Origin of the sequence: Rhodovulum visakhapatnamense, assembly GCF_004365965.1 — a bacterium.
Taxonomy (GTDB): Bacteria; Pseudomonadota; Alphaproteobacteria; order Rhodobacterales; family Rhodobacteraceae; genus Rhodovulum; species Rhodovulum visakhapatnamense.
In genome coordinates this window covers 95015-120529 of record NZ_SOEB01000001.1, presented here as the reverse complement: position 1 = coordinate 120529, position 25515 = coordinate 95015, and the positions used below count along the sequence as shown (strand labels likewise).

The following is a 25515-nucleotide window of genomic DNA, read 5'->3' as shown; positions in this document are numbered from 1 at the left end:
GCCCTCCGGGCGATAAAATCTTCGCAGAAGATTTTTGGCCCGGCGCCTCCGGCGCCGGTGTCGGGTCTTCGACCCCAAAAAGAAAGCGGAAAGGCGCGGTCAGATCCGGATGCCGCGCCGCGCCGCAAGGTCGGTGAAATATTGCCAGGCAACCCGGCCCGACCGCGCGCCGCGCGTCGCCTGCCATTCGATCGCCTCCGCGCGCAGCGTTTCGGGCTCGATCTCGATGCCATGGGCCGCGCAATAGGCCCGGATCATCCCCAGATACTCGTCCTGGCTGCAGGGGTGGAACCCGAGCCAGAGCCCGAACCGGTCCGAAAGCGACACCTTCTCTTCCGTCGCCTCCGACGGGCTGATCGCGGTCGAACGTTCGTTCTCGATCATGTCCCGTGGCATCAGATGACGCCGGTTCGACGTGGCGTAGAACACCACATTGGCCGGGCGCCCCTCGATCCCGCCGTCGAGCACCGCCTTCAGCGACTTGTAATGCTGGTCGTCATGGCTGAAGGACAGGTCGTCGCAGAACAGCACGAAACGTTCGGACGCCCCGCGCAACAGCGTCAGAAGCCGCCCCACCGAGGGCAGGTCCTCGCGCTGGACCTCGACCAGCTTCAGCGGATGCCCCTCGGCCGCGACCGCGGCATGGACCGCCTTGACGAGGCTCGACTTCCCCATCCCCCGCGCGCCCCAGAGAAGCGCATTGTTGGCGGGCAGGCCGCGGGCGAAATGCCGGGTATTCTCAAGCAACGTGTCGCGCGACCGGTCGATCCCCTGCAAGAGCGTCAGATCCACCCGGTTGACCTCTGGTACCGGCATCAGCCGGTCGGGCGAGACCTGCCACAGAAACGCCTCGGCGGCCGCGAAATCGGGCACCGCAGCCGGGGCGGGATAGCGCCGCTCCAGCGCCTCGGCGATCCGCTGCAGGCTCCGCGCGGCATCGGCCCCGAGCGCGCCGGTCACGCCCGGCCCTCGCTGTCCTGTCCCACAGCTCCGTCCTCTTCCTCGTCATCGTCGAACCAGAGGCCCTGGGTCCGCAGCTCCTTTTCGCGGACCTTCTCGCCGCGTCGCACCAAGAGGATCGAGATCTCGTAAAGCCCGTAGACCACCGTGAAGAGGATCACCTGGGTGATCACGTCGGGCGGCGTCACGATGGCGGCCAGCACCAGAATGCCCACCACCGCGTATTTGCGCACCGACGAAAGCCCCGCAGCCGAGACCAGTTCGGCCTTGCCCATCAGGGTCAGCAGCACCGGCAGCTGGAAACAAAGCCCGAAGGCCAGGATGAACTTGATCGTCAGCGAGAGATACTCCTGCACCGATCCGTGGAAGGTTATGCCCGCGGTTTCCGACGCGCCCCCGCCCTCGGCCCCGAGCGTGCCGACCTGCTGGAAGCCCAGGAAGAAATCGAAGGCCAGCGGCGTGATGATGAAATAGGCAAAGGCCCCGCCCAAGATGAACATGAAGGGGGAGGCCAGCAGGAAGGGCAGGAAAGCCCGTTTCTCGGACCGGTAAAGCCCCGGCGCGACAAACCGCCAAAGCTGGAAGGCAATGAACGGAAAGGCCAGCGCGAAGCCGCCCACCAGCGAGATCTGGATCGCGACGAAGAAGCCTTCCTGCAGCTTGATCAGATACAGCCCGCATTCCTGCCCGCGCTCGGCCAGTGCCGAACAGATCGGGTGGGTCAGGACGTTGAAGATCGGGTTCCAGACCGTGAAGCAGGCCACCATCGCCGCGACGAAGGCCGCCAGCGCATAGATCAGCCGGGTGCGAAGCTCGGCCAGATGCTCGATCAGCGGCGCCGAGGTGTCGTCGATGTCATCGCTGCTCATGCGTCGCTCGTCTTGTCGGGGGTCGGCGAGGGCGTGCCGTCAGACGCCGGGGCGTCGGCGGCGCGGTTGGCCGCGCCCTTCTCGGCCATCGCCTTGCGGATCTTCTCGGCCTGGGCGGCGCGCTCTTCGGTCATCTGCGCGCTCGCCTCACCGGCCTTGGTCTCACCGGCCTTGGGCAGCTTCGGGTCCCATTTCTCGAACCGGTCGGCCGCCTCGTTCAGGCGGTCGAGCCCCAGCTTGCGCGGATTGGCGATGTCCTTGAGATCGTTGACCGTGTCCTTGACACCCGCCTGATCGGCCGCGTCATCCATCGCGCGCTGAAATTCGCGCGCCATGTTGCGGGCCTTGGCGGTAAACCGGCCCAGCGTGCGGAACATCGCGGGCAGGTCCTTCGGCCCCACGACGATCAGGGCCACGATGCCGATCAGCAGCAGTTCGGTCCAGCCGATATCGAACATGGGGTCAGGCTCGCGACAGGCGGATTACGCCTTGTCCCTTTCGGTCTCGGGGGTAACGTCACGGGCGGAATCGAGGCTTTTCTGGGCCTCTTCGGTCTCTTCCTTGACGCCCTTCTTGAAGGCGGTGATGCCCTTGCCGACCTCGCCCATCAGCGACGAGATCTTGCCGCGCCCGAACAGCACCAGCACGACGACAGCGATCAGCAGCAGGCCGGGAAGGCCGATATTATTCAGCATGGTCTTCTCCCTCGGGGCGCACCGCCCCTCCAGCGACACAGGTGTCACACATCTATTGAGTCTTGCCGCCGGTTCAAAGACCCATTCGCCCGGCTGAGCGCGATTATTTGCCCCCGCCGTCTCAGATGCCAGAGGGGCCTGCGCGCGTCGGCCCCCCTTGCGGGCGAGTGGGGAATCCTTCCACTCTCGCGGGCGTGGCAGAGGGGTCCACGGCAAGCGGATGGAGACGACCGGATGCACAGCGAAGACGTGAACGGCAAGGTGCTGGAACACTGGAACAGCGACGACCTGCAGGCGGCAATGGCCGCGGGCGAGGTCGTGACGATCGATGTGAGAACGCCGCAGGAATACATGTTCGAACATATCAAGGGCGCCCTGCTTTTGCCGCTGTCGGGCTTCGATCCGGCCTTCCTGCCCGAGGGCGGCGACAAGCGGCTGGTGTTCCATTGCGGCTCGGGCGTGCGCTCGCGCAAGGTGGCCGAGGCCTGGCTGGCCGCAGGGCATGACCGGGTCGCGCATCTGGAAGGCGGATTCGCCGCCTGGAAGGCCGCGCTCAAACCCTATGTCGGCACCGACATGGCCACGGGTGCGCCGGTACCGGTGAATGTGAAGGCCGGCTGAGCCGGGCCGCGGAACCCGACACCCCAGGACCGGGGCCGGCCGGCATCAGGCGGCCCGGCCCCCGCCCTCTCGGGGAAAGACGAAACAGCGGTCGCGGCGGATCGTCAGCCACATCGGTGTGCCGGGCTGCGGCAAAAAGACGGCCGGGACCGTGGCGCGCAGCGCCGAGCCGTCATGGTCCATGCGGAACTCGACCAGGCTTTCCGAGCCCATGAAACGGGCGCGTTCGACGCAGGCGCGCGCCGCCACGCCCTCTTCGGCGGTGGGATTCGGCCCGCGCCCGTTGCGGTCGAAGTCGATCCGCAGATGCTGCGGCCGGATGATGATGTCGACCTCGGCGCCATCGGCCATGCCCGGCGTCAGGAACTTGCCGAAGGGCGTTTCGGTCAGAAGGTTGTGCACACGCCCCCGGATCACGTTGATGTCGCTGAAGAAGGCGGCCGCCGCCCGGTCGACGGGCGCGTTATAGATATTGTAGGGCGCGCCCTGCTGGACGATCCGCCCGCCGCGCATCAGCGCGATTTCATCAGCCATCCGCATCGCCTCGTCGGGCTCGTGGGTGACCAGCAACACTGCCGCGCCCTCGTCCGTCAGCACCTGCAGGGTCTGGTCGCGAATCTCGTCGCGCAGCCGGTTGTCGAGCCCCGAAAAGGGTTCGTCCATCAGCATGATCTTGGGCCGGGGTGCCAGCGCGCGGGCCAGCGCCACGCGCTGCTGTTCGCCGCCCGACAATTCGTGCGGATAGGCGTCGATGAACCGGCCAAGCGCGACCCGGTCCAGCAGATCCTCGACCCGCGCCCGCCGCGCGGCCTTGGGTCCGGTCAGCCCGAAGGCCACGTTCTCGGCCACGCTGAGATGCGGAAAGAGGGCGAAGTCCTGAAACATCAGCCCGACCGAGCGGCGCTCGGGCGGCAGGCGAAAGACGGTGTCGCAGACCAGTTGCCCGTCGATCCGGATCTCGCCCGCGTCCTGCCGGTCGACGCCCGCGATGATCCGAAGCGTCGTCGACTTGCCGCAGCCCGACGGCCCGAGCAGGCAGGTCACCTGCCCCGGCAGCACCGTCAGACTGACATCGTCGACGACCTTGCGGCCGCCGAAGACGCGATGGATGCGGCGGATATCGAGCCTCGGGATAATATCTGTCGGGTCCGGGTCCGGGGTCGGACGGGCGGTCTGCAGCGTCACAGGGGCCTCGCGCTATTTCCGATTGAAACTATCGGATTTGCCCCTGCGCTGGCAATGCCCGGATTGATCACAGGGGCGCGCGCAGGCCGGATCGCTGTCGGCGAAGGTGTCGGAGGACCGAATTGCGCCGCGCGCTCAGCCGCGGCAGTAGGGTTGCGACCGGGTCCAGGCGGCGATTTCCTCGCGCTTGGACGAGACCGTCATCGGCCCCCAATCGGCGGCGACGCCCCGGCCGGAGGCCGCGACCACGCCATCGCGGGCGACCGCGCTGGCCGCGATCCGCACGGCACAGCGCAGATTGGCCTCGCCATCGGTCAGGGCGGACCCGCTGGTCGCGGCGCAGCCATGATAGCGCGCGGTCGCGGGCGAGATCTGCAAGAGGCCGAACCAGCGTCCGCCGCCGCCCACCGCCGCCTCGTTCCAGGTGCTTTCATGCTTGGCCAGCGCCGAGAAGAGCCCCGCCCAGAAGGCGCGGCGCTGCGCCGGACGCGCCTTTTCATAGGCCGGGCACCAGGCGTCGATATCGGCAGGAACGGTTTCGGTGAGCCCGCTGCCATAAAGCGTCAGCGCGTCGAGGCTTGCCCGTGTCCAGTCCGTCGCTTCCGGCATGTGGTCCCACCGCATCGAGGGGAGACTGCGCCCCCGGTCCGCGATATCGGACTGGTCACAGGCGGCGGTCAGCGCGAAAAGGCACACAAGCAGGAACAGACGCATCGGAACTCCGGAGGATACGCCGGTCCTTCAGTCCGGCGTGTCCTTATCCTCGGGATCGCCCTGCGGGGCAACGAAGCGAGCAAAATCTGCGCGGATGCCCGCCGAAACAGTGGCGAGATCCCGCCGTCGGAGCCATTTGCCCCGGCTCTCCAGCTCTCGCGCGATCTCGTCGATGAAGCCCTCAAGATCCTGCAGGGACCGCGCGGTGATGATCCCGCCACTACGCATGACCGGGCGTCCGGTCCATCTGGCACCGGCATTTTCAAGATCGGTCCGGATCGCGGGATGCGAGGTCACCGCGACGCCCGAAATGGCCCCCACCTCGACCAGCAGCCAGGGCGCATGGCAGATCGCGGCGACCATCCGGCCACCGGACAGGAACTGGCTCACCAGCCGTACCGCCGCGAAAGTCGACCGCAGCGCCCCGGAATTGAGCTGACCGCCGGGCAGGACGAGGCCGTCGTACTCGTCGGCGTCGACATGGGTCAGCGGCATCGTTGCCTCGATTTCGGCAAACCAGTTGCCGTCTCTCCAGCTGGTGATGCTGGCCCCTCCGGGGGTCGCAATATCGACCCGCGCGCCCATGTCGCGCAAGCCGGTCACCGCCGCTTCCAGTTCCTCGTGCTCGACCCCGTCGGTGGCGAGGACGAGCACTCCGGCCGATTTCATTGTATTCTCCTGTCGGTTAAAGAGGTCCGGTCGGCGGCAAGCGCGACACCCGGTGGCCAAAACGACCAATGCGCAAGTCTAGCACGTAGGTTAACGTAGCGTAACCCGCATTACGGACCAGAGCCTATCACTTAAAATCGTCCGCCTGCCGCGGCCGGGCGGCCGGATCATCCCCTTGCCCGCGCCCGCCCCCTGCCCTAAACATGCGCCCTGCCGCAGATGAGGATGCCGCCATGCTTGACCTGACCTTCGAGCCCCCCAAACCCAAGGTGATTTCCGGCGCCAAGGCCGAATGGGAACTGGTGATCGGCCTTGAGGTCCATGCTCAGGTGGCCTCGAACTCCAAGCTGTTCTCGGGCGCCTCGACCGGCTTCGGTGCCGAGCCCAATTCGCATGTCGCCTTCGTCGACGCGGCGATGCCGGGCATGCTGCCCGTGATCAACGAATTCTGCGTGGCGCAGGCGGTGCGCACGGGGCTTGGCCTGAAGGCCGAGATCAACCTCTTTTCGGCCTTCGACCGCAAGAACTACTTCTACCCCGACCTGCCGCAGGGCTATCAGATCAGCCAGCTTTACCACCCCATCGTGGGCGAGGGCGAGGTGATCGTCGACATGGGCCCGGGCGTCGCCCGCCGGGTCCGGATCGAGCGCACCCACCTCGAACAGGACGCGGGCAAGTCGATCCATGACATGGACCCGAACATGTCCTTCGTCGACCTGAACCGCACCGGCGTGGCGCTGATGGAAATCGTCTCGCGCCCCGACCTGCGCGGCCCCGAGGAGGCGGCGGCCTATGTCGGCAAGCTGCGCCAGATCCTGCGCTATCTGGGCACCTGCGACGGCAACATGCAGAACGGCAACCTGCGGGCCGATGTGAACGTGTCGATCTGCCGGCCCGGCGCCTACGAGACATTCCGCGAGACCGGCGATCATTCGGTTCTGGGCACGCGCTGCGAGATCAAGAACATGAACTCGATGCGCTTCATCCAGGCCGCGATCGAGTACGAGGCCCGGCGCCAGATCGCCATCGTCGAGGATGGCGGCACCGTCGATCAGGAAACCCGGCTTTACGATCCCGACAAGGGCGAGACGCGGTCGATGCGCTCGAAGGAAGAGGCGCATGACTACCGCTACTTCCCCTGCCCCGACCTGCTGCCGCTGGAAATCGAGCAGGCCTGGGTCGACGAGATCGCGGCCTCGCTGCCCGAGCTGCCCGACGAGAAGAAGGCGCGTTTCGTCACCGAATTCGGGCTGACCGAATACGATGCCAGCGTGCTGACCGCCGAGGTCGAATCCGCCGCCTATTTCGAGGCGGTGGCGCAGGGCCGCGACGGCAAGGCCGCCGCGAACTGGGTCATCAACGAGCTGTTCGGCCGCCTGAAGAAGGACGACCGCGACATCACCGACAGCCCGGTCAGCCCGGCCCAGCTGGGCGGCATCCTCGATCTGATCGCCGCGGGCGACATCTCGGGCAAGATCGCCAAGGACCTGTTCGAGATCGTCTATACCGAGGGCGGCGACCCGGCCGAGATCGTGGCAGAGCGGGGCATGAAGCAGGTCACCGATCTGGGCGCCATCGAGAAGGCCGTGGACGAGATCATTGCCGCGAACCCGGCCCAGGTCGAGAAGGCCAAGGCCAACCCGAAGCTTGCCGGCTGGTTCGTCGGTCAGGTGCTGAAGGCCACCGGGGGCAAGGCCAACCCGCAGGCCGTGAACGAGATCGTGGCCCGGAAACTGGGGTGATCCATGCCCGTCCTTTATGAGTACCGGGTCCTTCCGGCCCCCGAACGCGGCCGCCGCGTGCGGGGCGCCAAGGGCCCGGCCGAACGCTTTGCCCATGCCCTGGAACAGGCCATGAACGAGATGGCAGCCGAGGGCTGGGAATATGTCCGCGCCGAAAGCCTGCCCTCGGAGGAACGCCAGGGGCTTTTCAGCGGCAGCAGCCGGACGGTGCGCAACGTGCTGGTCTTCCGCCGCCCGCGCGACACGGGCGCGGGACAGGACGCAGAGGACGCAGCCTTCCGCCATGGCAGCCCCGAAGAGATCGCGACAGCCGCCGCCTCTATCCATGCCCTGCCCGACCGCACCTACCCGCCGCTCGGCGCCCCTTCGCGCGCGCCGGTGCCCCGGCCCGACCGGCCGCTTGGCGGCGCCCGGCCCTGGAACGACGAGGACTGAGCCCCTTGTGTCGGGAAAGACCGGGACGCCGCGTCTAGACGGCGATTTCCAGCGCCAGCGCGTGGATCTGCCCCATCAGATCGGGCCCGAGCGCCTTGTGGACCGCGCGTTCGCGGGCCACGCGCGACATCGGCGCGAAGGCGGGCGCCGCGATCTTCACGCGGAAATGGCTTTCGCCGCCCTCCTGATACCCGGCATGATGGCGGTGGCGTTCGCTTTCGTCCAGAACTTCAAGCTGCGTCGGCTGGAACGCGCGTTCCAGGCTGTCACGGATTTGATCGGCTCGGCCCATTTTTCTCCATCGCCCCCTTCATTCTCATCTTCAAGTGACTAAACTCTCGGGTCCGAGTCGAAAAGGTGCTGCCATGACCAAGACCGATCCCTTCGGGTTCGACATTTCCGTATCGGCCGACAAGAAGCGGCGCACCCGGGGCCGCCGGGGCATGTCGGGCGCCTTCGAGACCTCGCGGCGCAAGTGCGAACATCCCGGCTGCGAGCTGGACGGCCAGTACCGCGCGCCGAAATCGCCCGACCAGCTCGACGAGTATTTCTGGTTCTGCAAGGACCATGTGCGCGAGTACAACCTCAAGTGGAACTTCTTCAACGGCGCCACCGAAGAGGAATACGAGGCCCAGATCGACAAGGACCGGGTGTGGGAGCGCGAGACCCAGCCCTTCGGCAATCGCGACGAACAGCGCGCCTGGGCGCGGCTCGGGGTCGACGACCCGCATCAGGTGCTGGGCGAGAACGCGACCCGCAACCCTGGCAAGACCGGCACCACGACCCGGCGGCTGCCGCCGACCGAACGCAAGGCGCTGGAAATCCTCGAGGCGCAGGACAGCTGGACCAAGGCCGAGATCCGCAAGCAGTACAAGTCGCTGGTCAAGGATCTGCACCCCGACATGAACGGCGGCAACCGCGCCGACGAGGAACGCCTGCAGGAGGTCGTCTGGGCCTGGGACCAGATCAAGGACAGCCGCAGCTTCCGCTAGACCGGCGCGAAGGTCAGGCTGACGCCGTTGATGCAGTGCCGCTTGCCGGTGGGCGGCGGCCCGTCATCGAAGACATGCCCCAGATGGCTGCCGCAGCGGCGGCAATGGACCTCGGTCCGGACCATGAAGAAGCTGCGGTCCGGCCGGGTTCGGACCGCGTCGGGCAAGGCCCGGGTGAAGCTGGGCCAGCCCGTGCCGCTGTCGAACTTGTCCTTCGACGCATAAAGCGGCAGATCGCAGCCCTTGCAGCGGAAGACCCCGTCGCGATGTTCGTCGTTCAGCGGGCTGGTGAAGGCGCGCTCGGTGCCCTCCTCGCGCATCACCCTGTATTCCAGCGGGCCGAGCCGCGCCCGCCACTCGGCCTCGCTGCGCATCACCTCGAAGTGGTCTTCCTCGGCGGCAGCGGCCGGGCGAACCAGGGCCGCCCCGGCGACGCCCATCAGAACCCGGCCCAGAAATCGGCGGCGAAACATCCTTCCCTCCCCTTGGTGTTCGTCCAACGTCCCCTGGCATAGCTGGCGCGGCCGCTGCGCCGGGCAAGCTCACGTCCGGTCACGATCGGCGGCCCGGCCCTGCCCCGATCCGACCTGCGGTCCGGGCGGCCATGGGGTCCTGCCCCTTGCACCCCCCCGAGATATGTTCCAAGACGGCGGGAGACGAAGCCAATCCGACGGGGCCAGGATGACCAGTGCAGAGAAACCCACCGAAGAGATCTCGGTCCGCGAGGTCTTCGGCATCGACACCGACATGATCGTGAAGGGGTTCGAGACGCCGACCGACCGGGTGCCCGATCTCGACCCGACCTACAAGTTCGATCCCGATACCACGCTGGCGATCCTTGCGGGCTTTACCCATAACCGCCGGGTGATGATTCAGGGTTATCACGGCACCGGCAAGTCGACCCATATCGAGCAGGTCGCAGCCCGGCTGAACTGGCCCTGCGTGCGGGTCAACCTCGACAGCCATATCAGCCGGATCGACCTGATCGGCAAGGATGCGATCAAGCTCAAGGACGGGGTCCAGGTCACCGAGTTCCAGGAGGGCATCCTGCCCTGGGCGCTGCGCAACCCCTGCGCCATCGTCTTCGACGAATACGATGCGGGCCGGGCCGATGTGATGTTCGTGATCCAGCGGGTGCTGGAGGTGGACGGCAAGCTGACGCTTCTGGACCAGAACCAGGTGATCACCCCCCACCCCTATTTCCGGCTGTTCGCGACGGCGAACACGGTCGGTCTGGGCGACACGACCGGGCTTTATCACGGCACCCAGCAGATCAACCAGGGCCAGATGGACCGCTGGTCGCTGGTCGCGACGCTGAACTACCTCAGCCACGACGCGGAAACCGCGATCGTCCTGGCCAAATGCCCGCACTACAACACCGACAAGGGCCGCAAGCAGATCAACCATATGGTGACCGTGGCCGAACTGACCCGGACCGCCTTCATGAATGGCGATCTCTCGACGGTGATGAGCCCGCGGACGGTGATCGCCTGGGCGCAGAACGCCGAGATCTTCCGCAGCGTGGGCTTTGCCTTCCGGGTGACCTTCCTGAACAAATGCGACGAGCTCGAACGCCAGACCGTGGCCGAGTTCTATCAACGCCTCTTCGACGAGGAACTGCCCGAAAGTGCTGCGAGCATGAGCCTGGGGTGAGGCCGACAGGCTGGACGACGGCGGACTATGCGCTGATTGCCAGTCTCCTGTCCCTCGCAGTTGCGATTGTGTCTTTGCTCTGGAATATCAGGGCGAAATTCCTGCACCCAACACCCAAGCTCTCGGTGCGACTGATCGTGAATTCCGGCCTCTGGCGCGAGATGGGTATAGACCACATCGCCGAGATGGCGGTGGTAAATCTCGGTCCAACGGATTGTGGGGTTCACCCTGTGGTCTTCACAGCATCGAGAAAAAGCGTCTTCAGTTCGAAGATGAGCTGATGGGACCACCGGTCCAAGAAGCTCCGACCCGTCGGGGGAAATCCACGATCCATCGACAAGGACCGGCCACGGCTCCTTAAGGCGGAGGAACTCTGCCTGGTCAAGATCCCCTGCCGGTGCGGGTTTCCCGAAGACCGAGACGTGAACGGTCTGGGCATGTATGATGCGTTCGACCGCAGGCACCTTGCGTCCCGCAGAGACTTCAAGCGGTTTCAAAGCGCGCGGGAAACCGATCATAAGCGGAGGACATCCCAAGTCGTTGCCTCAGCTTCATGAGATCAAATGGGATCGGCCCTTGACCCCACGATGCCACCAACCCGCGAACCTTGGGCGGCAGCAATCCGCACCGATCTCGACCTCGCCCTCGACGGCAGCGATCCGGGCTATCCGGTGGGCGGTACGCTGGAGGTGCATGTGGCGCAGCTTGCGGCGGCTGCTGTCGCGCTGTCCGATGTGGCGGCCTGAAGCGCGACCGTTTCGCATCGCTGCGGCGCTGGCCGCCTGTCTTGCCCTCGTTGGCCCTGCCCCGGCCCGGACAACCGACCCGGCCTTTCCCGCCCTCGACTGCGCCGCGCTCTGGGACGCCACCGCCGACTTCCGCGCCCTCTACGCGCTGGCCGAAGGGCCGCCCGACGAGGCCCGCGCCATGGCCCGCGCCTTCCGCGATGCCGCTGTCGCGCTGTCGGACGACCCGGAGGCCGAGGTCGATGCCCGTATCGCCAAGCTGCGCCCGATCTACCTTCTGCTGCTGAAACGATACATCCTTAACGGGAATCGCCGCGCCCGCGACCGGTATGTCCGCCTGTCGGGGCTGTGCGACGATTTCGGCCGCGACGCCGCCTTGCCCGGCCATCAGGGTCCGGGCCGATAGCCACCTTACGCCTGTTAAAAAAGGGGGTTCGGCCAGAAAGATGACAGCGCATTTACATCACTCGTATATACATCTTGACGTAGCGTCCATCTGTCATACCATTGTCACATGGAGCAGGTGGCCACACGCATAGCGGGCGTCGCGCTTTGTCTGGCGCTCGCCGCCAGCGCGGCGGCCGCGCGTCCAGCGACGCCCGGCACGCCCTGGAAACGGGCCGAACTTTTCGCCACCTGCTCGGGCCGCCTTTCGGCCATTACGGCGCGCCAGCAGGCGGTCGACGATCCGGCCTGGCCCCGCACCATGGACCAGCGCGACATGTTCAACCTCATGCTCGAGGCGACCCTGCCCGAGGCGATCCGCTTCGGCGTTCCGAAGGACGAACCCGTGATGTGGCGCTCGGCCGGCTGGGCCGAGATGGCGGGCCTTCTGGCCGATATCGCCTACAGCTTCGACAGCGGCCGCGCCGACCGGGCGCGCGCGGCGCTGGCCGACCGGATGTCGGATTGCACCGGGTTGCTTCTGGGCGGCTGAGCCCGGACGACCGTCTTTCCCCGCGCGGCCACTGGCCAATTCCGGTCAACCTTTCTAGATTGACCTCCGCAAGCCACGCGGACCCTGCCCCATGACCAAACCCACCGACAATCCCGCCGATCCGTTCAAGAAGGCGCTGGCCGAGGCCACCAAGGTCATGGCCGACGACCCCGATCTTGGCATCAGCTATTCGGTGGACCCGCCCGGTCTGACCGATGACGCGGTGCGGCTGCCGCAGGTCTCGCGCCGGATGACCCGCGACGAGGTGCTGCTGGCGCGCGGCACGGCCGACGCCTTTGCGCTGCGCCACAAGTATCACGACAGTGCCACCCATTCGCGCTATCGCCCGTCGGGGCAGATGGCGCGCGATCTTTACGAGGCGATGGAGATGGCCCGCTGCGAGGCGGTGGGCGCGCGCGTCATGCCCGGCACCGCCAGCAATATCGACGCGATGATCGGCGCCGAGGCCGCGAAGAAGGGCTATGCCCAGGCCCGCGAGGCGAGCGAAGTGCCGCTGCCGGTCGCGGCGGCCTATATGGTGCGCCATCTGGCGACCGGCCGCCCACTGCCCAAGGGCGCCGATCAGGCCATGGAACTGTGGCGCGGGTTCATCGAGGAGCAGGCGGGCGCGGCGCTTGACGGGCTCGACCATGCGCTGGCCGATCAGGCAGCCTTTGCGCGGCTGGCCCGCAAGGTGATCGCCGATCTGGGCTATGCCGATCAGCTGGGCGACGACCCCGACGCCGATCAGAACGACGACGAGGACAGCTCGGCCGAGACCGAGGAGGACGCGCCCGAGGAATACGGCGAGGAGGAAAGCCAGGACAGCGACGAGGCCGATGCCAGCCCCGAACAGTCCCAGGACGACCTGCAGGACGCGGCCCAGGCCCATGTCAATCCCGACGACATCAGCGACATGGAGATGGGCGAGGAAACCGAGCTGCCCGAGGGCGAGGCGCCGCTGGAACCTCCGCCGCCCGCGCCCCATTCCGAGGCCGATCCCGAATACAAGGTCTTCACCGCCACCTTCGACGAAGAGATCGGCGCCCAGGACCTGGCCGAACCGGCCGAACTGGAACGGCTGCGCGCCTATCTGGATCAGCAGCTCGACCCGCTGAAGGGCGCGGTCGGACGGCTGGCCAACAAGCTGCAGCGGCGGCTGCAGGCCCAGCAGAACCGCAGCTGGGAATTCGACCGCGAGGAAGGCATCCTCGATGCCGGACGGCTGGCCCGCGTCGTGGCCAATCCGACGACGCCGCTCAGCTTCAAGGTCGAGAAGGATACCGAGTTCCGCGATACGGTGGTGACGCTGCTGCTGGACAATTCCGGTTCGATGCGCGGGCGGCCGATCTCGATTGCCGCGATCTGCGCCGATGTGCTGGCGCGCACGCTGGAACGCTGTCAGGTCAAGGTCGAGATCCTGGGCTTTACCACCCGCGCCTGGAAGGGCGGGCAGTCGCGCGAGCAATGGCTGGCCGAGGGCCGCCCGCAAAGCCCGGGCCGTCTGAACGATCTGCGCCACATCATCTACAAGAATGCCGACGCGCCCTGGCGGCGGGCGCGCGAGAATCTGGGCCTGATGATGAAAGAGGGCCTGCTGAAGGAAAATATCGACGGCGAGGCGCTGGAATGGGCGCACAGGCGGATGCTGGGGCGGCCCGAGGCGCGCAAGATCCTGATGGTGATCTCGGACGGGGCGCCGGTCGACGATTCGACCCTGTCGGTCAATGCCGCCAACTATCTGGAAAAGCACCTGCGCGACGTGATCGCCATGGTCGAGCGCCGCAAGGCCGTCGAGCTGATCGCCATCGGCATCGGCCATGACGTGACGCGCTATTATCAGCGCGCCGTGACCATCACCGATGTCGAACAGCTGGCAGGCGCGATGACCGAACAGCTGGCCGCGCTGTTCGACAAGGACCCCCGCGCCCGCGCGCGCATGTTCGGGATCAGGAAGGCAAGCTAGATGTTCCAGAGCTTCGACAGCACCACCCGTCCCGAGGACGGCCCGGTCCGGCTGGCCCGCCTGCGTGAGGAAATGGCCCGCGAGGGGCTGGCAGGCTTTCTGGTGCCCCGCGCCGATGCCCATCAGGGCGAATATGTGGCGCCCCATGACGACCGGCTGGCCTGGCTGACGGGCTTCACCGGCTCGGCCGGGATCGCCTGCATCCTGATGGACCGCGCGGGCGTCTTCATCGACGGGCGCTACCGAGTGCAGGTCAAGGCGCAGGTCGATCTGGCGCATTTCACCCCCGTGCCCTGGCCCGAGACGAAACCCGGCGACTGGCTGAAAGCGGCGCTGCCGCAGGGCGGCGCGGTCGGGATCGATCCCTGGCTGCATACGCCCAAGGATCTGGAGGCGCTGACCGCGGCGCTGGAAGGCACCCAGGTCGCAATCCGGGAAACGCCCAATCTGGTCGACCGGATCTGGGCCGACCAGCCCGCCCCGCCGCAAGGCCCGATCGCACCCTATCCCGAGGATCTGGCGGGCGAGACCCATGCCGACAAGCGCGCCCGGATCGGGCGGCTGCTGGCCGAGGCCGGCCAAAGTGCGGCCGTGCTGACCCTGCCCGATTCCATCGCCTGGCTGCTGAATGTCCGGGGCGCGGACATTCCCCGCAACCCGGTGCCCCATGCCTTCGCGATCCTGCATGATGACGGCCGGGTGACGCTTTATGCAGATCCCTCCAAGGTGACCGACGCGCTGAAGGCCCATCTGGGCCCCGAGATCACGTTGCGCCCCGCAGCCGCCTTCGGGCCGGGTCTGCGCAGCCTTCCGGGCAAGGTCCGCGTCGATCCGGCCTCGGCGCCCCTGTGGGTGCTGCGCCAGCTCGAGGATGCGGGCAGTGAGGTCGCGCTGGCCGACGATCCCTGCATCCTGCCCAAGGCGCGCAAGACCGCAGCCGAGCTGGCAGGCGCGCGCGCGGCTCATGCCCGCGACGCCCTCGCGATGATCGAGTTTCTGGCCTGGATCGACGCCGAAGCGCCGCAGGGCGGGCTGACCGAAATCGACGTGGTGCGCGGGCTGGAAGAGTTCCGCGCCGCGACCGGCAAGCTTCGCGACATCAGCTTCGAGACCATCGCGGGCGCCGGGCCGAACGGCGCCATCGTGCATTACCGGGTGACCGAGGCCACCAACCGCCGCGTTGCGCCGGGCGATCTGCTGCTGGTCGATTCGGGCGCGCAATATCTCGACGGGACCACCGACATCACCCGTACCCTGGCCATCGGCCCGGTGCCCGAAGACGCGAAGGCGCCCTTTACCCGGGTGCTGAAGGGCATGATCGCAATCTCGCGGGCGCGGTTCCCCAGGGGGCTCGCGGGCCGCGATCTCGACGCGCTGGCGCGCAATGCGCTGTGGCAGGCCGGGCAGGATTACGACCATGGCACCGGCCATGGCGTCGGCGCCTATCTGTGTGTGCATGAGGGGCCGCAGCGCATCGCCCGGATCTCGACCGTGCCGCTGGAGCCCGGGATGATCCTGTCGAACGAGCCCGGCTATTACCGCGAAGGCGCCTTCGGCATCCGGATCGAGAACCTGTTCGCGGTCGAGGAGGCCCCGGCGCTGACGGGCGGCGACGACCGGCGCATGCTGTCCTTCGAGACGCTGACCTGGGTGCCCATCGACCGCCGCCTGATCGCGCCCGAGATGCTGGATGCGGGCGAGCGCGCCTGGCTCAACGCCTATCACGCCGAGGTCGCGCACCGGGCCGGGCCGGATCTCTCGGACCGGGCGCGGGCCTGGCTGGTCGGGGCGACGCTGCCGATCTGACCGGCGGCCCGACCGGCCCCGTCCGACCGGGCAAAGAGACCGCGCGCCCGGCCGGAACTGGACAAGACAAAGCCAAGCATGACAGAACGGCGGCGCGAAACCTGCCGCCGCAAGGCATCCGACAGGAACGAGGGAGAACACGCATGTCCGACCATATCACGATCCACAAGGCCGAGGGGGCCTGGGTGGTCCGGGCCGGAGGCGCGGTGATCGCCGAAAGCCGGAACGCACTGGAACTGTCCGAGGGCAGCCTGAAGCCCGTGATCTACTTCCCGCGCGAGGATGTGGCGATGGCCTTCCTCGACCGCTCGGACAGCCGCACGACCTGCCCGCACAAGGGCGTGGCGAGCTATTTCACCCTGCGCGCCAAAAGCTACGACATCGAGGATGCGGCCTGGTCCTACGAGGACCCGAAACCCGGCCTCGAACGCATCGCGGGGCATCTGGCCTTTTATGCCGACAAGGTGACGGTCGAACAGCTTTAGGCCCGTCAGCCGCTCAGGAATGCTCCTCCGCGGCGGTCATCGCCAGCGCCCGCGAATAGGCGCGCAGCGCATCGACATGGAAAAGCGCGCCCATGAGCGCGGGCGCGCCCCCGTCGGCGGGGCGGGCCACCACCGGCACGAAGCTGTGGCCCCATTTCTCGAAATGCGGCAGCGCCTCGACCAGGGTCGCGTCCGCCTCGAACATCACCCCCTGCCCGATCAGGTCCGCGCAGGCCGCCTCTGACGGCGCTCCGGCGCTGTCCTTCGGGCGCATCAGCACGCCCGCGGTGAAGGCCGCCAGCAGATAGGATTGCGGCCCCGCCGCCAGCCGCTTGCCGCGCCGTTCCAGCTGGGTCAGGAAGAAGGACCGGTCGACGAGGCGGCTGGCCAAAGCGGTCGACAGCGACACCGCCACCATCACGGCAAGCCCGGTCTGCCAGTCGCCGGTCATCTCGAAGACGATCATCGTGGTCGAGATCGGCGCGCCCAGCACCGCCGCCGCGACCGCCCCCATCCCGGCCAGCGCATACAGCGTCTCGGCCCCCGAGACATTGGGAAAGGCCGCGGTCGCGACATAACCGAAGGCGAGCCCGGTCAAAGCCCCCACCATCAGCGAGGGCGAGAAGACGCCGCCCCCCATCCGCCCGGCCATGGTCAGCGACACGGCCACGCATTTCAGCAGGCAGAACACCACCGCCTCGTGAAAGACCAGCGTCCCCGTCAGAGCGGCCGAGGTGGTTTCATAGCCGACGCCGATGATATGCGGAAACCAGATCGCCATCGCCCCGAGGCCCAGCCCCGAGACCGCGGGCCGCAGCCAGCGCGGCATCCGGGTCTTGCGCTGGACCGCGTCGCCGATCCCCTCGGCCCAGAAGATCGACCGCATCAGGATCACCGCGACCAGACCGCAGACCAGCCCCAGCAGCAGAAAGGCGGGCAGTTCGCCATAGAAGGCCAGCCGGTCGTCCTGCGGCAGGGTGAATTCCGGCACCCCGCCGAATTCAAGCCGGTTGATGACCGTGCCCGCCACCGCCGCCACGGTGATCGGCGCGAAGGCATGGACCGCGAAATGCCGCAAGACGACCTCGAGCGCGAAGAGCGTGCCCGCGATCGGCGCGTTGAACGAGGCCGAGACGGCGGCCGCGACGGCGCAGCCCAGAAGGTCGCGCCCGGTGATGCCGTCGGCATGGATCCGGTTCGACACCCAGGTCGCGACCACGCCCGCCATATGCACCACCGGCCCCTCGCGCCCGGTCGAGCCGCCAGAGGACAGCGTGATCAGCGAGGCCAGCGCCGAGGCGATCCCCGCCTTGACCTCGACCCGGCCCTCGTTCAGCGCCGCGCCCTCGATGACATCGGCAACCGAGCGCACCCGCGCATCGGGGGTAAAGCGGTGCAGCACAAGCCCCACCACCAGCCCGCCGCAGGCCGGGATCAGCAGGATCCAGGCCCAATGCACGGTCTCGGCAAGGCTGTGCAGCCGGTGCGGGTCCTCGACGCCGTAAAGCGCGCTTTGCAGGGCGTCGATCGCCAGACGGAACCCCAGCGCCGCGAATCCCGCCGCCACGCCGATGGCCGCGGCAATGAACCAGAATTGGATCTGGGTCGGCCCATGGACGCGCAGCACACGCATTGCGTCATTCAACAGGCGGAAAAAGCCACCGAGAGTTGTCGATTTCCGCCTTTTCACCCCGTCCCGCCCGGCATTTCGCCTCTTTTGGCCGCGTAGATTTGCCGAGGCTTTTCCCGGCCGCCGCTCTCGCCTAGGGTGCCCGCCGCTGGAACCGTATGGAGTACCCCGATGTCGAAACCGGACGCCCTCACCGCTCTCGGGGAAATGCTAGGCGATCGCTTCAGCCGCTCCAAGTCCGATCTGGATCTTCACGGACGGAACGAGACCTATTTCCCGCTTCTGCCGCCCGACGCCGTCGTCTATCCCGAGACGACCGAAGAGGTCGCAAAGATCGTGCGGATCTGCGCCGCGCACGGGGTGCCGCTGACCGGCTGGGGCCGGGGCACGTCGCTGGAAGGGCACGCGCTGGCGCTGAAGGGCGGGATCTCGGTCGATTTCAGCCGGATGAACCGGGTGCTGAAGGTGCATCCCGAGGACATGGACGTCGTGGTTCAGCCCGGGCTGACCCGCGAGGAACTGAACCGCGAGCTGCGCGCGACCGGGCTGTTCTTCCCGGTCGATCCCGGCGCCAATGCCTCGCTGGGCGGTATGGCCTCGACCCGGGCCTCGGGCACCACGGCGGTGCGCTACGGCACCATGCGCGAGAACGTCCTGGGGCTTGAGGTCGTGCTGGCGGACGGGCGGGTGATCCGCACCGGGACGCGGGCGCGCAAATCGGCGGCGGGTTACGACCTGACCGGGCTGTTCGTGGGCGCGGAAGGCACGCTGGGGCTCATCACCGAACTGACGCTGAAACTGCATGGCCAGCCCGAGGCGATTTCGGCCGCGGTCTGCGCCTTCGACGAAATCGGCCCGGCCGTCGATACCGTGATCCAGACCATACAGCTGGGTATTCCGATGGCCCGGATCGAATTCGTCGATGCCGCGACCGCCGCCGCCTTCAACTCCTATGCGGGCGCCGAGATGCCCGAGAAACCGCATCTGATGATCGAGTTCCACGGGTCGGCCTCGGCAGTGGCGGAACAGGCCGAGAGCTTCGGTCAGATCGTCGCCGACAATGGCGGGGACGGGTTCAGCTGGTCGTCGCGTCCCGAGGACCGCACCGCCCTCTGGACCATGCGGCACAACGCCTATTACGCCTGTCTGGGGCTGCGCCCCGGCGCCACCGCGCTGGTCACCGACATGTGCGTGCCGATCTCGCGCCTGGCCGAGGCGGTGGAAGAGACCCGCGCCGACATCGCCCGATCCTCGATCCCCGGGCCGATCCTCGGTCATGTGGGCGACGGCAACTTCCACGCGATCCTGCTGGTCGAGCCCGGCAACGAGGCCGAACTGGCCGAGGCCAAGGCGCTGTCCCACCGCATGGTCGAGCGGGCGCTGCGCCTGGGGGGCACGGTCACCGGCGAACATGGCATCGGCATGGGCAAGCTCGGCTACATGGAAGAAGAACACGGCCAGGCCTGGGACGTGATGGGCGAGATCAAGCGCGCCCTCGACCCCTCGGCGCTGATGAACCCCGGCAAGATGGTGCCCGGGAACTGACCAACCGCCCCTCGGGCAACGGGGTCCGGCCCCCGCCGCCCACAGGCGCGGGGCCGCCCCTTGCGCGGCCCCCGGCGCAACGGACAGACAGGCCCCGATGGCAGGCGGTGCCCCGCCCGGACGGCCTTGCGAAACGCAGCGATCCGCCTTTCCGCACTGGTGCCGATGAGGTTTTGCCGCTACACTGCCCATCAGACCCGGAAAACGGGCATTGACAGAGGCTGATCGAGGCAGTGGCCCATGACGGAGATGGTCTATGGCACCGCGCCCATTCGGGCGGGTGAACCCGTCCTGCCGCGCTGGTGGCGGACGGTAGACAAGTGGGCGATGTCCTGCGTGCTGCTGCTGTTCGGCGTGGGCATGCTGCTGGGCCTTGCGGCCTCGCCGCCGCTGGCCGAGAAAAACGGCTTTCCGCCCTTCTATTACGTGGAACGGCAGGCGGTCTATGGCGGGCTCGCGCTGTGCACGATGCTGATCGTCTCGATGTTCTCGCCGACACAGGTGCGGCGGCTCGGGGTCATCGGCTGCGGTGTGGCTCTGCTGGCGCTGGTCTTCCTGCCGGTCTTCGGCACCGATTTCGGCAAGGGCGCGGTGCGCTGGTATTCGCTGGGGTTCGGCTCGGTCCAGCCGTCGGAATTTCTCAAGCCCGGCTTCATCATCCTCACCGCCTGGCTGATGGCCGCGGCCCAGGAGGTCGAGGGCCCGCCCGGCAAGACCATGTCGCTGGCGCTGGCCGTGGTCGTCGTGAGCTTCCTGGCGCTGCAGCCCGATTTCGGGCAGGCGGCGCTGATCCTCTTCGCCTGGGGGGTGATGTATTTCGTGGCAGGCGCCCCCTTCATGATCCTGGTGGCGGTAGCCGGGGCCGTCGTCTTCGCGGGCACCGTCGCCTATGAGAATTCGGACCACTTCGCGCGCCGGATCGACGGCTTCCTGAACCCCGAGATCGACCCGCGCACCCAGCTGGGCTATGCCACCAACGCGATCCGCGAGGGCGGCTTCTTCGGCGTCGGCGTGGGCGAGGGCCAGGTCAAGTGGTCGCTGCCCGACGCGCATACCGACTTCATCATCGCGGTCGCGGCCGAGGAATACGGCCTGGTGCTGGTCGCGGTCATCATCGCGCTTTACTGCGCCATCGTGATCCGGTCGCTCTTCCGGCTGCTGAAAGAGCGCGATCCCTTCATCCGCATCGCGGGCACAGGGCTCGCCTGCACTTTCGGGGTGCAGGCGCTGATCAACATGGGCGTCGCGGTCAAGTTGTTGCCCGCCAAGGGCATGACCCTGCCCTTCGTCAGCTATGGGGGCTCGTCGCTGATCGCGGGGGGCATCATGGTCGGCATGCTGCTGGCGCTGACCCGCAACCGGCCCCAGGGCGAAATCACCGACCTTCTGCGCCGGAGGACCCGCGAATGAGCGCCCCGCTTTTGGTCATCGCAGCCGGGGGCACCGGCGGGCACATGTTCCCGGCCCAGGCCCTGGCCGAGACGATGCTGGCGCGCGGCTGGCGCGTGAAGCTGTCGACCGATGCGCGCGGCGCGCGCTATGCGGGCGGCTTTCCGGGCGCGGTCGAGATCGAGACCATCGCCGCCGACAGCCCCGACCGGGGCGGTCTTGTGGCACGCGCGGCCTCGCCCCTCCGGCTGGGCGCGGGCGTCGCGGCGATGCTGTGGCGGATGCTGCGCGACAAGCCCGCCGTCGTCGCGGGCTTTGGCGGCTATCCGTCCTTCCCGGCCCTGACGGCGGCGACGCTGCTGAAACGCCCGCGGATGATCCACGAACAGAACGGCGTGCTGGGCAAGGTCAACCGGCTGTTCGCGCCCAAGGTCCATGCGGTCGCCTGCGGGGTCTGGCCGACCGATCTGCCCGAGGGCGTCGAGGCCTTCCATACCGGCAACCCGATCCGGGCCGCCGTGCGCGAACGCGCGGGCGCCCCCTATATCCCGCCCGGCGACTATCCGATGAGCCTTGTGGCCATCGGCGGCAGCCAGGGCGCGCGGGCGCTGTCGGACAGCGTGCCCGCGGCCATCGCCGCCCTGCCCGCCGAGATGCGCGGCTATCTGAGGGTGTCGCATCAGGCCCGCGAAGAGGATGTGGACCGCGTGGTCGCGGCCTATGACGCCGCGGGCGTCACGGCCGAGGTCCGGCCCTTCTTCGACGACATTCCCGCCCGGCTGGCCGAGGCGCAGCTGGTCATCAGCCGCTCGGGCGCCTCGTCGGTGGCCGATATCTCGGCCATCGGGCGGCCGGCGATCCTGATCCCCTACCCGCATGCCGCGGGCGATCACCAGACCGCCAATGCGCGGGGCCTGGTCGCGGCGGGGGCCGCGATCCTGATCCCGGAATCCGCGCTTGACCCGGCCGCGCTTTCAGACCAGATCGCCACGGTTCTGGGCCAGCCCAAGGGAGCGATGCAGATGGCCGTGGCGGCGATGCGCTGCGGCAAACCCGATGCCGTCGACGGGCTGGCCGAGATCGTCGAGGCGCTGGGCGGAGAAGGAAAATGATGAACGCGGCGACAAAGCTGCCCACCGATGTGGGGCCGATCCATTTCGTCGGAATCGGAGGCATCGGCATGTCGGGCATTGCCGAGGTGCTGTTGAACCTCGGCTACCGGGTGCAGGGCTCGGACCTGAAATCGAGCAAGATCACCGACCGGCTGGCGGGCCTGGGCGCGACCGTTTTCGAGGGCCAGCGCGAGGAGAACCTGGAAAACGCCGAGGTCGTGGTCATTTCCTCGGCCATCAAGCCCGGCAACCCCGAGCTTGACGCGGCGCGGCGGCGCGGCCTGCCCATCGTGCGCCGGGCCGAGATGCTGGCCGAGCTGATGCGGCTGAAATCGAACGTCGCGATCGCGGGCACCCATGGCAAGACCACCACGACGACGATGGTGGCGACGCTTCTCGATGCGGGCGGGCTCGACCCGACCGTCATCAATGGCGGCATCATCCATGCCTATGGCTCGAACGCCCGGATGGGCGCGGGCGAATGGATGGTGGTCGAGGCCGACGAATCCGACGGCACCTTCAACCGCCTGCCCGCGACCATCGCGGTGGTGACCAATATCGACCCCGAACACATGGAGCACTGGGGCAGCTTCGAGGCGCTGCGGCAGGGCTTTTACGACTTCGTGTCGAACATCCCGTTCTACGGGCTGGCGGTCTGCTGCACCGATCATCCCGAGGTTCAGGCGCTGGTCGGCCGGGTGACGGACCGCAAGGTGGTGACCTTTGGCTTCAACGCCCAGGCCGATGTGCGCGCGGTGAACCTGCGCTATCGCGCGGGCCAGGCCGAATTCGACATCGCGCTGCAGACCGAGGACATGCTGATCGAGGGCTGCACGCTGCCGATGCCCGGCGATCACAACGTCTCGAACGCGCTGGGCGCGGTGGCGGTCGCCCGCCATCTGGGGCTGAAGGCCGACGAGATCCGCAGTGCGTTGGCGGCCTTCGGCGGCGTCAACCGGCGCTTTACCAAGGCGGGCGAGGCCAACGGGATCGCCGTCATCGACGATTACGGCCACCACCCGGTGGAAATCGCCGCCGTGCTGAAAGCCGCGCGGCAAGCGACGGAAGGGCGCGTCATCGCCGTACATCAACCGCACCGCTACACGCGGCTGCATTCGCTGTTCGACGATTTCTGCACCTGTTTCAACGAGGCCGATGTGGTGGGCATTGCCGAAGTCTATGGCGCGGGCGAGGACCCGATTGCGGGCGCGACCCGCGACGATCTGGTCGCCGGGCTGATCCGGCACGGCCATCGCCATGCCCGGGCCATCCTTTGCGAAGACGATCTTGAACGGCTGGTGCGCGAGCAGGCCGGGCCGGGCGACATGGTGGTCTGCCTTGGCGCCGGCACGATCAGCGCCTGGGCCAACAACCTGCCCGCGCGGCTGAAAGGATAAGGGAGCGGACGGAGCGGCATGATTCCCTATCTGGTCATAGCAATCTGCGGCGCGGCGCTGGTGGCGGGCGTGCTGGGTCTGCGGGCGCTGAGGCGCACCTCGCCCTCGATCACCGCGGCGGTGCTGCTGACGGCGGCGGCGGTCGCGGTCTCGCTGGTTCCGACCGGCGATCTCTTCGGGCCCGAGGCCGCCTTGGCCGGACCGTTCCGCGAATCCGCCACGTTGCTGGTCGACCTGCCCGCGGGCATCGGCGGCGCGCTCGGGGCACTCTCGGGCGACAACCGGTCCGAAGGCGGCGCAGAATGATCGCGCGCAGGGTCAGGGGCCGCACCGTCCCGGCCCGTCCGTCCGGCCCGCCTCCCGCCGCGCGCGCGACCGGCGGCACGCCATCCGCCAGTCGCCCCGCCAGACCTTGCCACCGGGCCCGGCCCGACGGTCCCGCCACCCCGGTCCGAAAGGCCCTGACATGACCCTCTCGCTGGTTCTGGCCTGTCTCTGGGTGCTGGTCGCGACCGTGGTCGGCCTTTTGCCCGAAAAGTTCCACTGGCCCGGCGCTTATGCCCTGATCGCCACCGGCATCCCGCTGGTGGGCTTCGTGACCTACCAGAGCGGCCCGGTCTGGGGGCTCATCGCCCTGGCGGCGGGGGTGTCGATCCTGCGCTGGCCGCTGATCTATCTGGGCCGCAGCCTGACCAAGCGCAGGCGCAGCCATTCGGGCGAATGACCGGGCCGACGCTCCTGCTGGCCTATGCCAGTTGGGCCGTCGGTCCCGTCGTCGCCTATGCAGCACTCGGCCACGGGCTGAAGCGCAGCGCCATCGGGTTCACCGTTCTGTTCGGCCTTTACACCACCGCCGTCTGGCTGATCTGGGGCGGCCTGCTGCTTCAGAAGGCCAGCGGCGGCGGCGGTCTCGCCCCGATCGCGGTGCTGGCGCCCTGGGGGGGCGTTGCGGTGCTGTCGGCGCTGTTATATGCGCTCGGCGCATGGATCGGAGACAGCGAATGACCCCAATGCCCGCGACCCGCGGCACGCTGACCCCCGGCCGGAGCCTGGCCGAGCTGACCTGGCTGCGCGTCGGCGGCCCGGCCGACTGGCTGTTCCAGCCCGCCGATATCGAGGATCTGGCCGCCTTCCTTGCCGCCCTGCCACCCGAGATGCCGGTCTTTCCGATGGGCGTGGGCTCGAACCTGATCGTGCGCGACGGCGGGCTCCGGGGGGTGGTGATCCGGCTCGGCCGCGGCTTCAACGCGATCTCGGTCGCGGACGGACAGGTGACGGCCGGGGCCGCGGCGCTCGATTCCTTCGTGGCGCGTCAGGCGGCGGCGGCGGGGGTCGACCTGAGCTTCCTGCGCACGATTCCGGGCGCCATCGGCGGCGCCGTTCGGATGAATGCGGGCTGCTATGGGCGCTATCTCGCCGATGTCTTCGTCTCGGCCCGCGCGGTCACGCGCCAGGGCGAGATCGTGACGCTGACGGCCGAAGACCTGAACTTCCGCTACCGCCAGACCGACCTGCCCGAGGGCTGGGTCATCGCCGAAGCCGTGCTGGCCGGGCCCCCGGGCAATCCCGAGGCGCTGGCGGCGCGAATGGCCGACCAGCTTGCGCGCCGCGACGCCTCGCAGCCCACCAAAGAGCGGACCGCCGGATCGACCTTCCGCAACCCCGCGGGCTTCAGTTCGACCGGTGCGGCAGATGACACCCACGAGCTGAAAGCCTGGAGCCTGATCGATGCTGCGGGCTTAAGGGGACTTCGCAAGGGCGGCGCGCAAATATCTGAAAAGCATTCGAATTTCCTGATCAACACCGGCGGCGCAACGGCCGCGGATCTGGAAGGGCTTGGCGAGGACGTCCGAAAAAGGGTTTTTCAATCCTCGGGAATACAGCTAGAATGGGAGGTACTGAGGGTCGGCGAACCGGCCCCGGTCAAACCATAAGCGCGCGGAGCGAAAAGGCCCGCGCAACACGAG

General features: G+C 67.9%; 29 protein-coding genes. 19 read left to right on the top strand and 10 right to left on the bottom strand.

Features of this window, described 5'->3' with window-relative positions; genetic code table 11:
- Nucleotides 1–99: 99 nt before the first annotated feature.
- Genes EV657_RS00575 through tatA form a run of 4 tightly spaced genes read right to left on the bottom strand, consistent with a single transcriptional unit; the run spans nt 100 to nt 2524 of the window.
- Nucleotides 100–960, bottom strand: a complete 861-nt coding sequence (locus EV657_RS00575; RefSeq protein WP_243627621.1) for an ATP-binding protein — start codon at nt 958–960, stop codon at nt 100–102.
- Nucleotides 957–1829, bottom strand: coding sequence for a twin-arginine translocase subunit TatC (gene tatC / locus EV657_RS00570; protein ID WP_134076819.1), 873 nt, complete (start codon nt 1827–1829; stop codon nt 957–959). Before tatC ends, EV657_RS00575 begins: the two co-directional genes overlap by 4 nt.
- Nucleotides 1826–2287 (bottom strand): Sec-independent protein translocase protein TatB, encoded by a 462-nt coding sequence (gene tatB / locus EV657_RS00565; protein ID WP_134076818.1) that lies wholly within the window; start codon nt 2285–2287, stop codon nt 1826–1828. Before tatB ends, tatC begins: the two co-directional genes overlap by 4 nt.
- 24 nt (nt 2288–2311) lie before the next feature.
- Nucleotides 2312–2524, bottom strand: coding sequence for a twin-arginine translocase TatA/TatE family subunit (gene tatA / locus EV657_RS00560; RefSeq protein WP_075786522.1), 213 nt, complete (start codon nt 2522–2524; stop codon nt 2312–2314).
- Nucleotides 2525–2758: 234 nt separating this feature from the next.
- Here tatA and EV657_RS00555 point away from each other — a divergent pair, with 234 nt between their 5' ends.
- Nucleotides 2759–3145 carry a rhodanese-like domain-containing protein gene (locus EV657_RS00555; RefSeq protein WP_075786523.1) on the top strand — a complete coding sequence of 129 codons (387 nt, stop codon included), beginning with the start codon at nt 2759–2761 and terminating at the stop codon, nt 3143–3145.
- Nucleotides 3146–3190: 45 nt separating this feature from the next.
- Here EV657_RS00555 and EV657_RS00550 read toward each other — a convergent pair whose 3' ends face one another.
- From EV657_RS00550 to EV657_RS00540, 3 genes are all read right to left on the bottom strand, one after another.
- Complete coding sequence (locus EV657_RS00550; RefSeq protein WP_243837453.1) at nt 3191–4330, bottom strand: ABC transporter ATP-binding protein; 1140 nt, start codon at nt 4328–4330, stop codon at nt 3191–3193.
- 135 nt (nt 4331–4465) lie between these two features.
- Entirely contained in the window at nt 4466–5044 is a 579-nt protein-coding gene (locus EV657_RS00545) for a transglycosylase SLT domain-containing protein (protein ID WP_075786524.1), read from the bottom strand.
- Between the two features lie 27 nt (nt 5045–5071).
- Complete coding sequence (locus tag EV657_RS00540) at nt 5072–5713, bottom strand: DJ-1/PfpI family protein (RefSeq protein ID WP_134076817.1); 642 nt, start codon at nt 5711–5713, stop codon at nt 5072–5074.
- Between the two features lie 233 nt (nt 5714–5946).
- On the opposite strand from EV657_RS00540, the gene gatB reads away from it, so the two are divergent.
- Both gatB and EV657_RS00530 read left to right on the top strand, forming a co-directional pair.
- Nucleotides 5947–7455 carry an Asp-tRNA(Asn)/Glu-tRNA(Gln) amidotransferase subunit GatB gene (gatB, locus tag EV657_RS00535; protein WP_134076816.1) on the top strand — a complete coding sequence of 503 codons (1509 nt, stop codon included), beginning with the start codon at nt 5947–5949 and terminating at the stop codon, nt 7453–7455.
- 3 nt (nt 7456–7458) lie between these two features.
- Nucleotides 7459–7890 (top strand): DUF4177 domain-containing protein, encoded by a 432-nt coding sequence (locus EV657_RS00530; protein ID WP_113668329.1) that lies wholly within the window; start codon nt 7459–7461, stop codon nt 7888–7890.
- Nucleotides 7891–7924: 34 nt separating this feature from the next.
- On the opposite strand, the gene EV657_RS00525 is transcribed toward EV657_RS00530, so the two are convergent.
- Nucleotides 7925–8182 carry a BolA family protein gene (locus EV657_RS00525; RefSeq protein ID WP_113668328.1) on the bottom strand — a complete coding sequence of 86 codons (258 nt, stop codon included), beginning with the start codon at nt 8180–8182 and terminating at the stop codon, nt 7925–7927.
- A gap of 73 nt (nt 8183–8255) precedes the next feature.
- On the opposite strand from EV657_RS00525, the gene EV657_RS00520 reads away from it, so the two are divergent.
- Entirely contained in the window at nt 8256–8882 is a 627-nt protein-coding gene (locus EV657_RS00520; RefSeq protein ID WP_075786529.1) for a J domain-containing protein, read from the top strand.
- Here EV657_RS00520 and msrB read toward each other — a convergent pair.
- Complete coding sequence (gene msrB / locus EV657_RS00515; protein ID WP_134076815.1) at nt 8879–9355, bottom strand: peptide-methionine (R)-S-oxide reductase MsrB; 477 nt, start codon at nt 9353–9355, stop codon at nt 8879–8881. The genes EV657_RS00520 and msrB overlap by 4 nt on opposite strands.
- A gap of 208 nt (nt 9356–9563) precedes the next feature.
- On the opposite strand from msrB, the gene cobS reads away from it, so the two are divergent.
- From cobS to EV657_RS00480, 7 genes are all read left to right on the top strand, one after another.
- Nucleotides 9564–10535, top strand: a complete 972-nt coding sequence (cobS, locus tag EV657_RS00510; protein WP_113668326.1) for a cobaltochelatase subunit CobS — start codon at nt 9564–9566, stop codon at nt 10533–10535.
- 563 nt (nt 10536–11098) lie between these two features.
- A complete protein-coding gene (locus tag EV657_RS00505; RefSeq protein WP_113668324.1) occupies nt 11099–11281 on the top strand; it encodes a hypothetical protein in 183 nt (60 codons plus the stop codon).
- Complete coding sequence (locus EV657_RS00500) at nt 11229–11687, top strand: hypothetical protein (protein WP_166673612.1); 459 nt, start codon at nt 11229–11231, stop codon at nt 11685–11687. Before EV657_RS00505 ends, EV657_RS00500 begins: the two co-directional genes overlap by 53 nt.
- A gap of 117 nt (nt 11688–11804) precedes the next feature.
- Nucleotides 11805–12218, top strand: a complete 414-nt coding sequence (locus tag EV657_RS00495) for a hypothetical protein (protein ID WP_134076813.1) — start codon at nt 11805–11807, stop codon at nt 12216–12218.
- Between the two features lie 91 nt (nt 12219–12309).
- Complete coding sequence (gene cobT, locus EV657_RS00490) at nt 12310–14184, top strand: cobaltochelatase subunit CobT (RefSeq protein WP_113668321.1); 1875 nt, start codon at nt 12310–12312, stop codon at nt 14182–14184.
- Entirely contained in the window at nt 14185–15990 is a 1806-nt protein-coding gene (locus tag EV657_RS00485) for an aminopeptidase P family protein (RefSeq protein WP_134076812.1), read from the top strand.
- A gap of 143 nt (nt 15991–16133) precedes the next feature.
- Nucleotides 16134–16475 (top strand): DUF427 domain-containing protein, encoded by a 342-nt coding sequence (locus tag EV657_RS00480; protein WP_075786538.1) that lies wholly within the window; start codon nt 16134–16136, stop codon nt 16473–16475.
- Nucleotides 16476–16488: 13 nt separating this feature from the next.
- Here the strand turns inward: EV657_RS00480 and EV657_RS00475 are convergent, their stop codons facing one another.
- Nucleotides 16489–18108 carry a chloride channel protein gene (locus EV657_RS00475; protein ID WP_134076811.1) on the bottom strand — a complete coding sequence of 540 codons (1620 nt, stop codon included), beginning with the start codon at nt 18106–18108 and terminating at the stop codon, nt 16489–16491.
- Nucleotides 18109–18276: 168 nt separating this feature from the next.
- Between EV657_RS00475 and EV657_RS00470 the strand changes: the two genes are divergently transcribed.
- The 8 genes from EV657_RS00470 (at nt 18277) to murB (ending at nt 25482) form a co-directional block, all read left to right on the top strand.
- A complete protein-coding gene (locus EV657_RS00470) occupies nt 18277–19650 on the top strand; it encodes an FAD-binding oxidoreductase (protein WP_134076810.1) in 1374 nt (457 codons plus the stop codon).
- Nucleotides 19651–19890: 240 nt separating this feature from the next.
- Nucleotides 19891–21060, top strand: coding sequence for a peptidoglycan glycosyltransferase FtsW (locus EV657_RS00465; protein ID WP_075786540.1), 1170 nt, complete (start codon nt 19891–19893; stop codon nt 21058–21060).
- Nucleotides 21057–22151 carry a UDP-N-acetylglucosamine--N-acetylmuramyl-(pentapeptide) pyrophosphoryl-undecaprenol N-acetylglucosamine transferase gene (locus EV657_RS00460; RefSeq protein ID WP_134076809.1) on the top strand — a complete coding sequence of 365 codons (1095 nt, stop codon included), beginning with the start codon at nt 21057–21059 and terminating at the stop codon, nt 22149–22151. The genes EV657_RS00465 and EV657_RS00460 overlap by 4 nt, the downstream gene beginning before the upstream one ends.
- Entirely contained in the window at nt 22151–23548 is a 1398-nt protein-coding gene (murC, locus tag EV657_RS00455) for a UDP-N-acetylmuramate--L-alanine ligase (RefSeq protein ID WP_134076808.1), read from the top strand. The genes EV657_RS00460 and murC overlap by 1 nt, the downstream gene beginning before the upstream one ends.
- An 18-nt stretch (nt 23549–23566) precedes the next feature.
- On the top strand, nt 23567–23854 hold the full coding sequence (locus EV657_RS00450) for a hypothetical protein (protein WP_075786543.1): 288 nt from the start codon (nt 23567–23569) through the stop codon (nt 23852–23854).
- Nucleotides 23855–24014: 160 nt separating this feature from the next.
- Nucleotides 24015–24272, top strand: coding sequence for a DUF2484 family protein (locus tag EV657_RS00445; RefSeq protein WP_075786544.1), 258 nt, complete (start codon nt 24015–24017; stop codon nt 24270–24272).
- A complete protein-coding gene (locus EV657_RS00440; protein WP_075786545.1) occupies nt 24269–24553 on the top strand; it encodes a hypothetical protein in 285 nt (94 codons plus the stop codon). The genes EV657_RS00445 and EV657_RS00440 overlap by 4 nt, the downstream gene beginning before the upstream one ends.
- Nucleotides 24550–25482 carry a UDP-N-acetylmuramate dehydrogenase gene (gene murB, locus EV657_RS00435; RefSeq protein WP_134076807.1) on the top strand — a complete coding sequence of 311 codons (933 nt, stop codon included), beginning with the start codon at nt 24550–24552 and terminating at the stop codon, nt 25480–25482. The genes EV657_RS00440 and murB overlap by 4 nt, the downstream gene beginning before the upstream one ends.
- Nucleotides 25483–25515 lie beyond the last annotated feature (33 nt).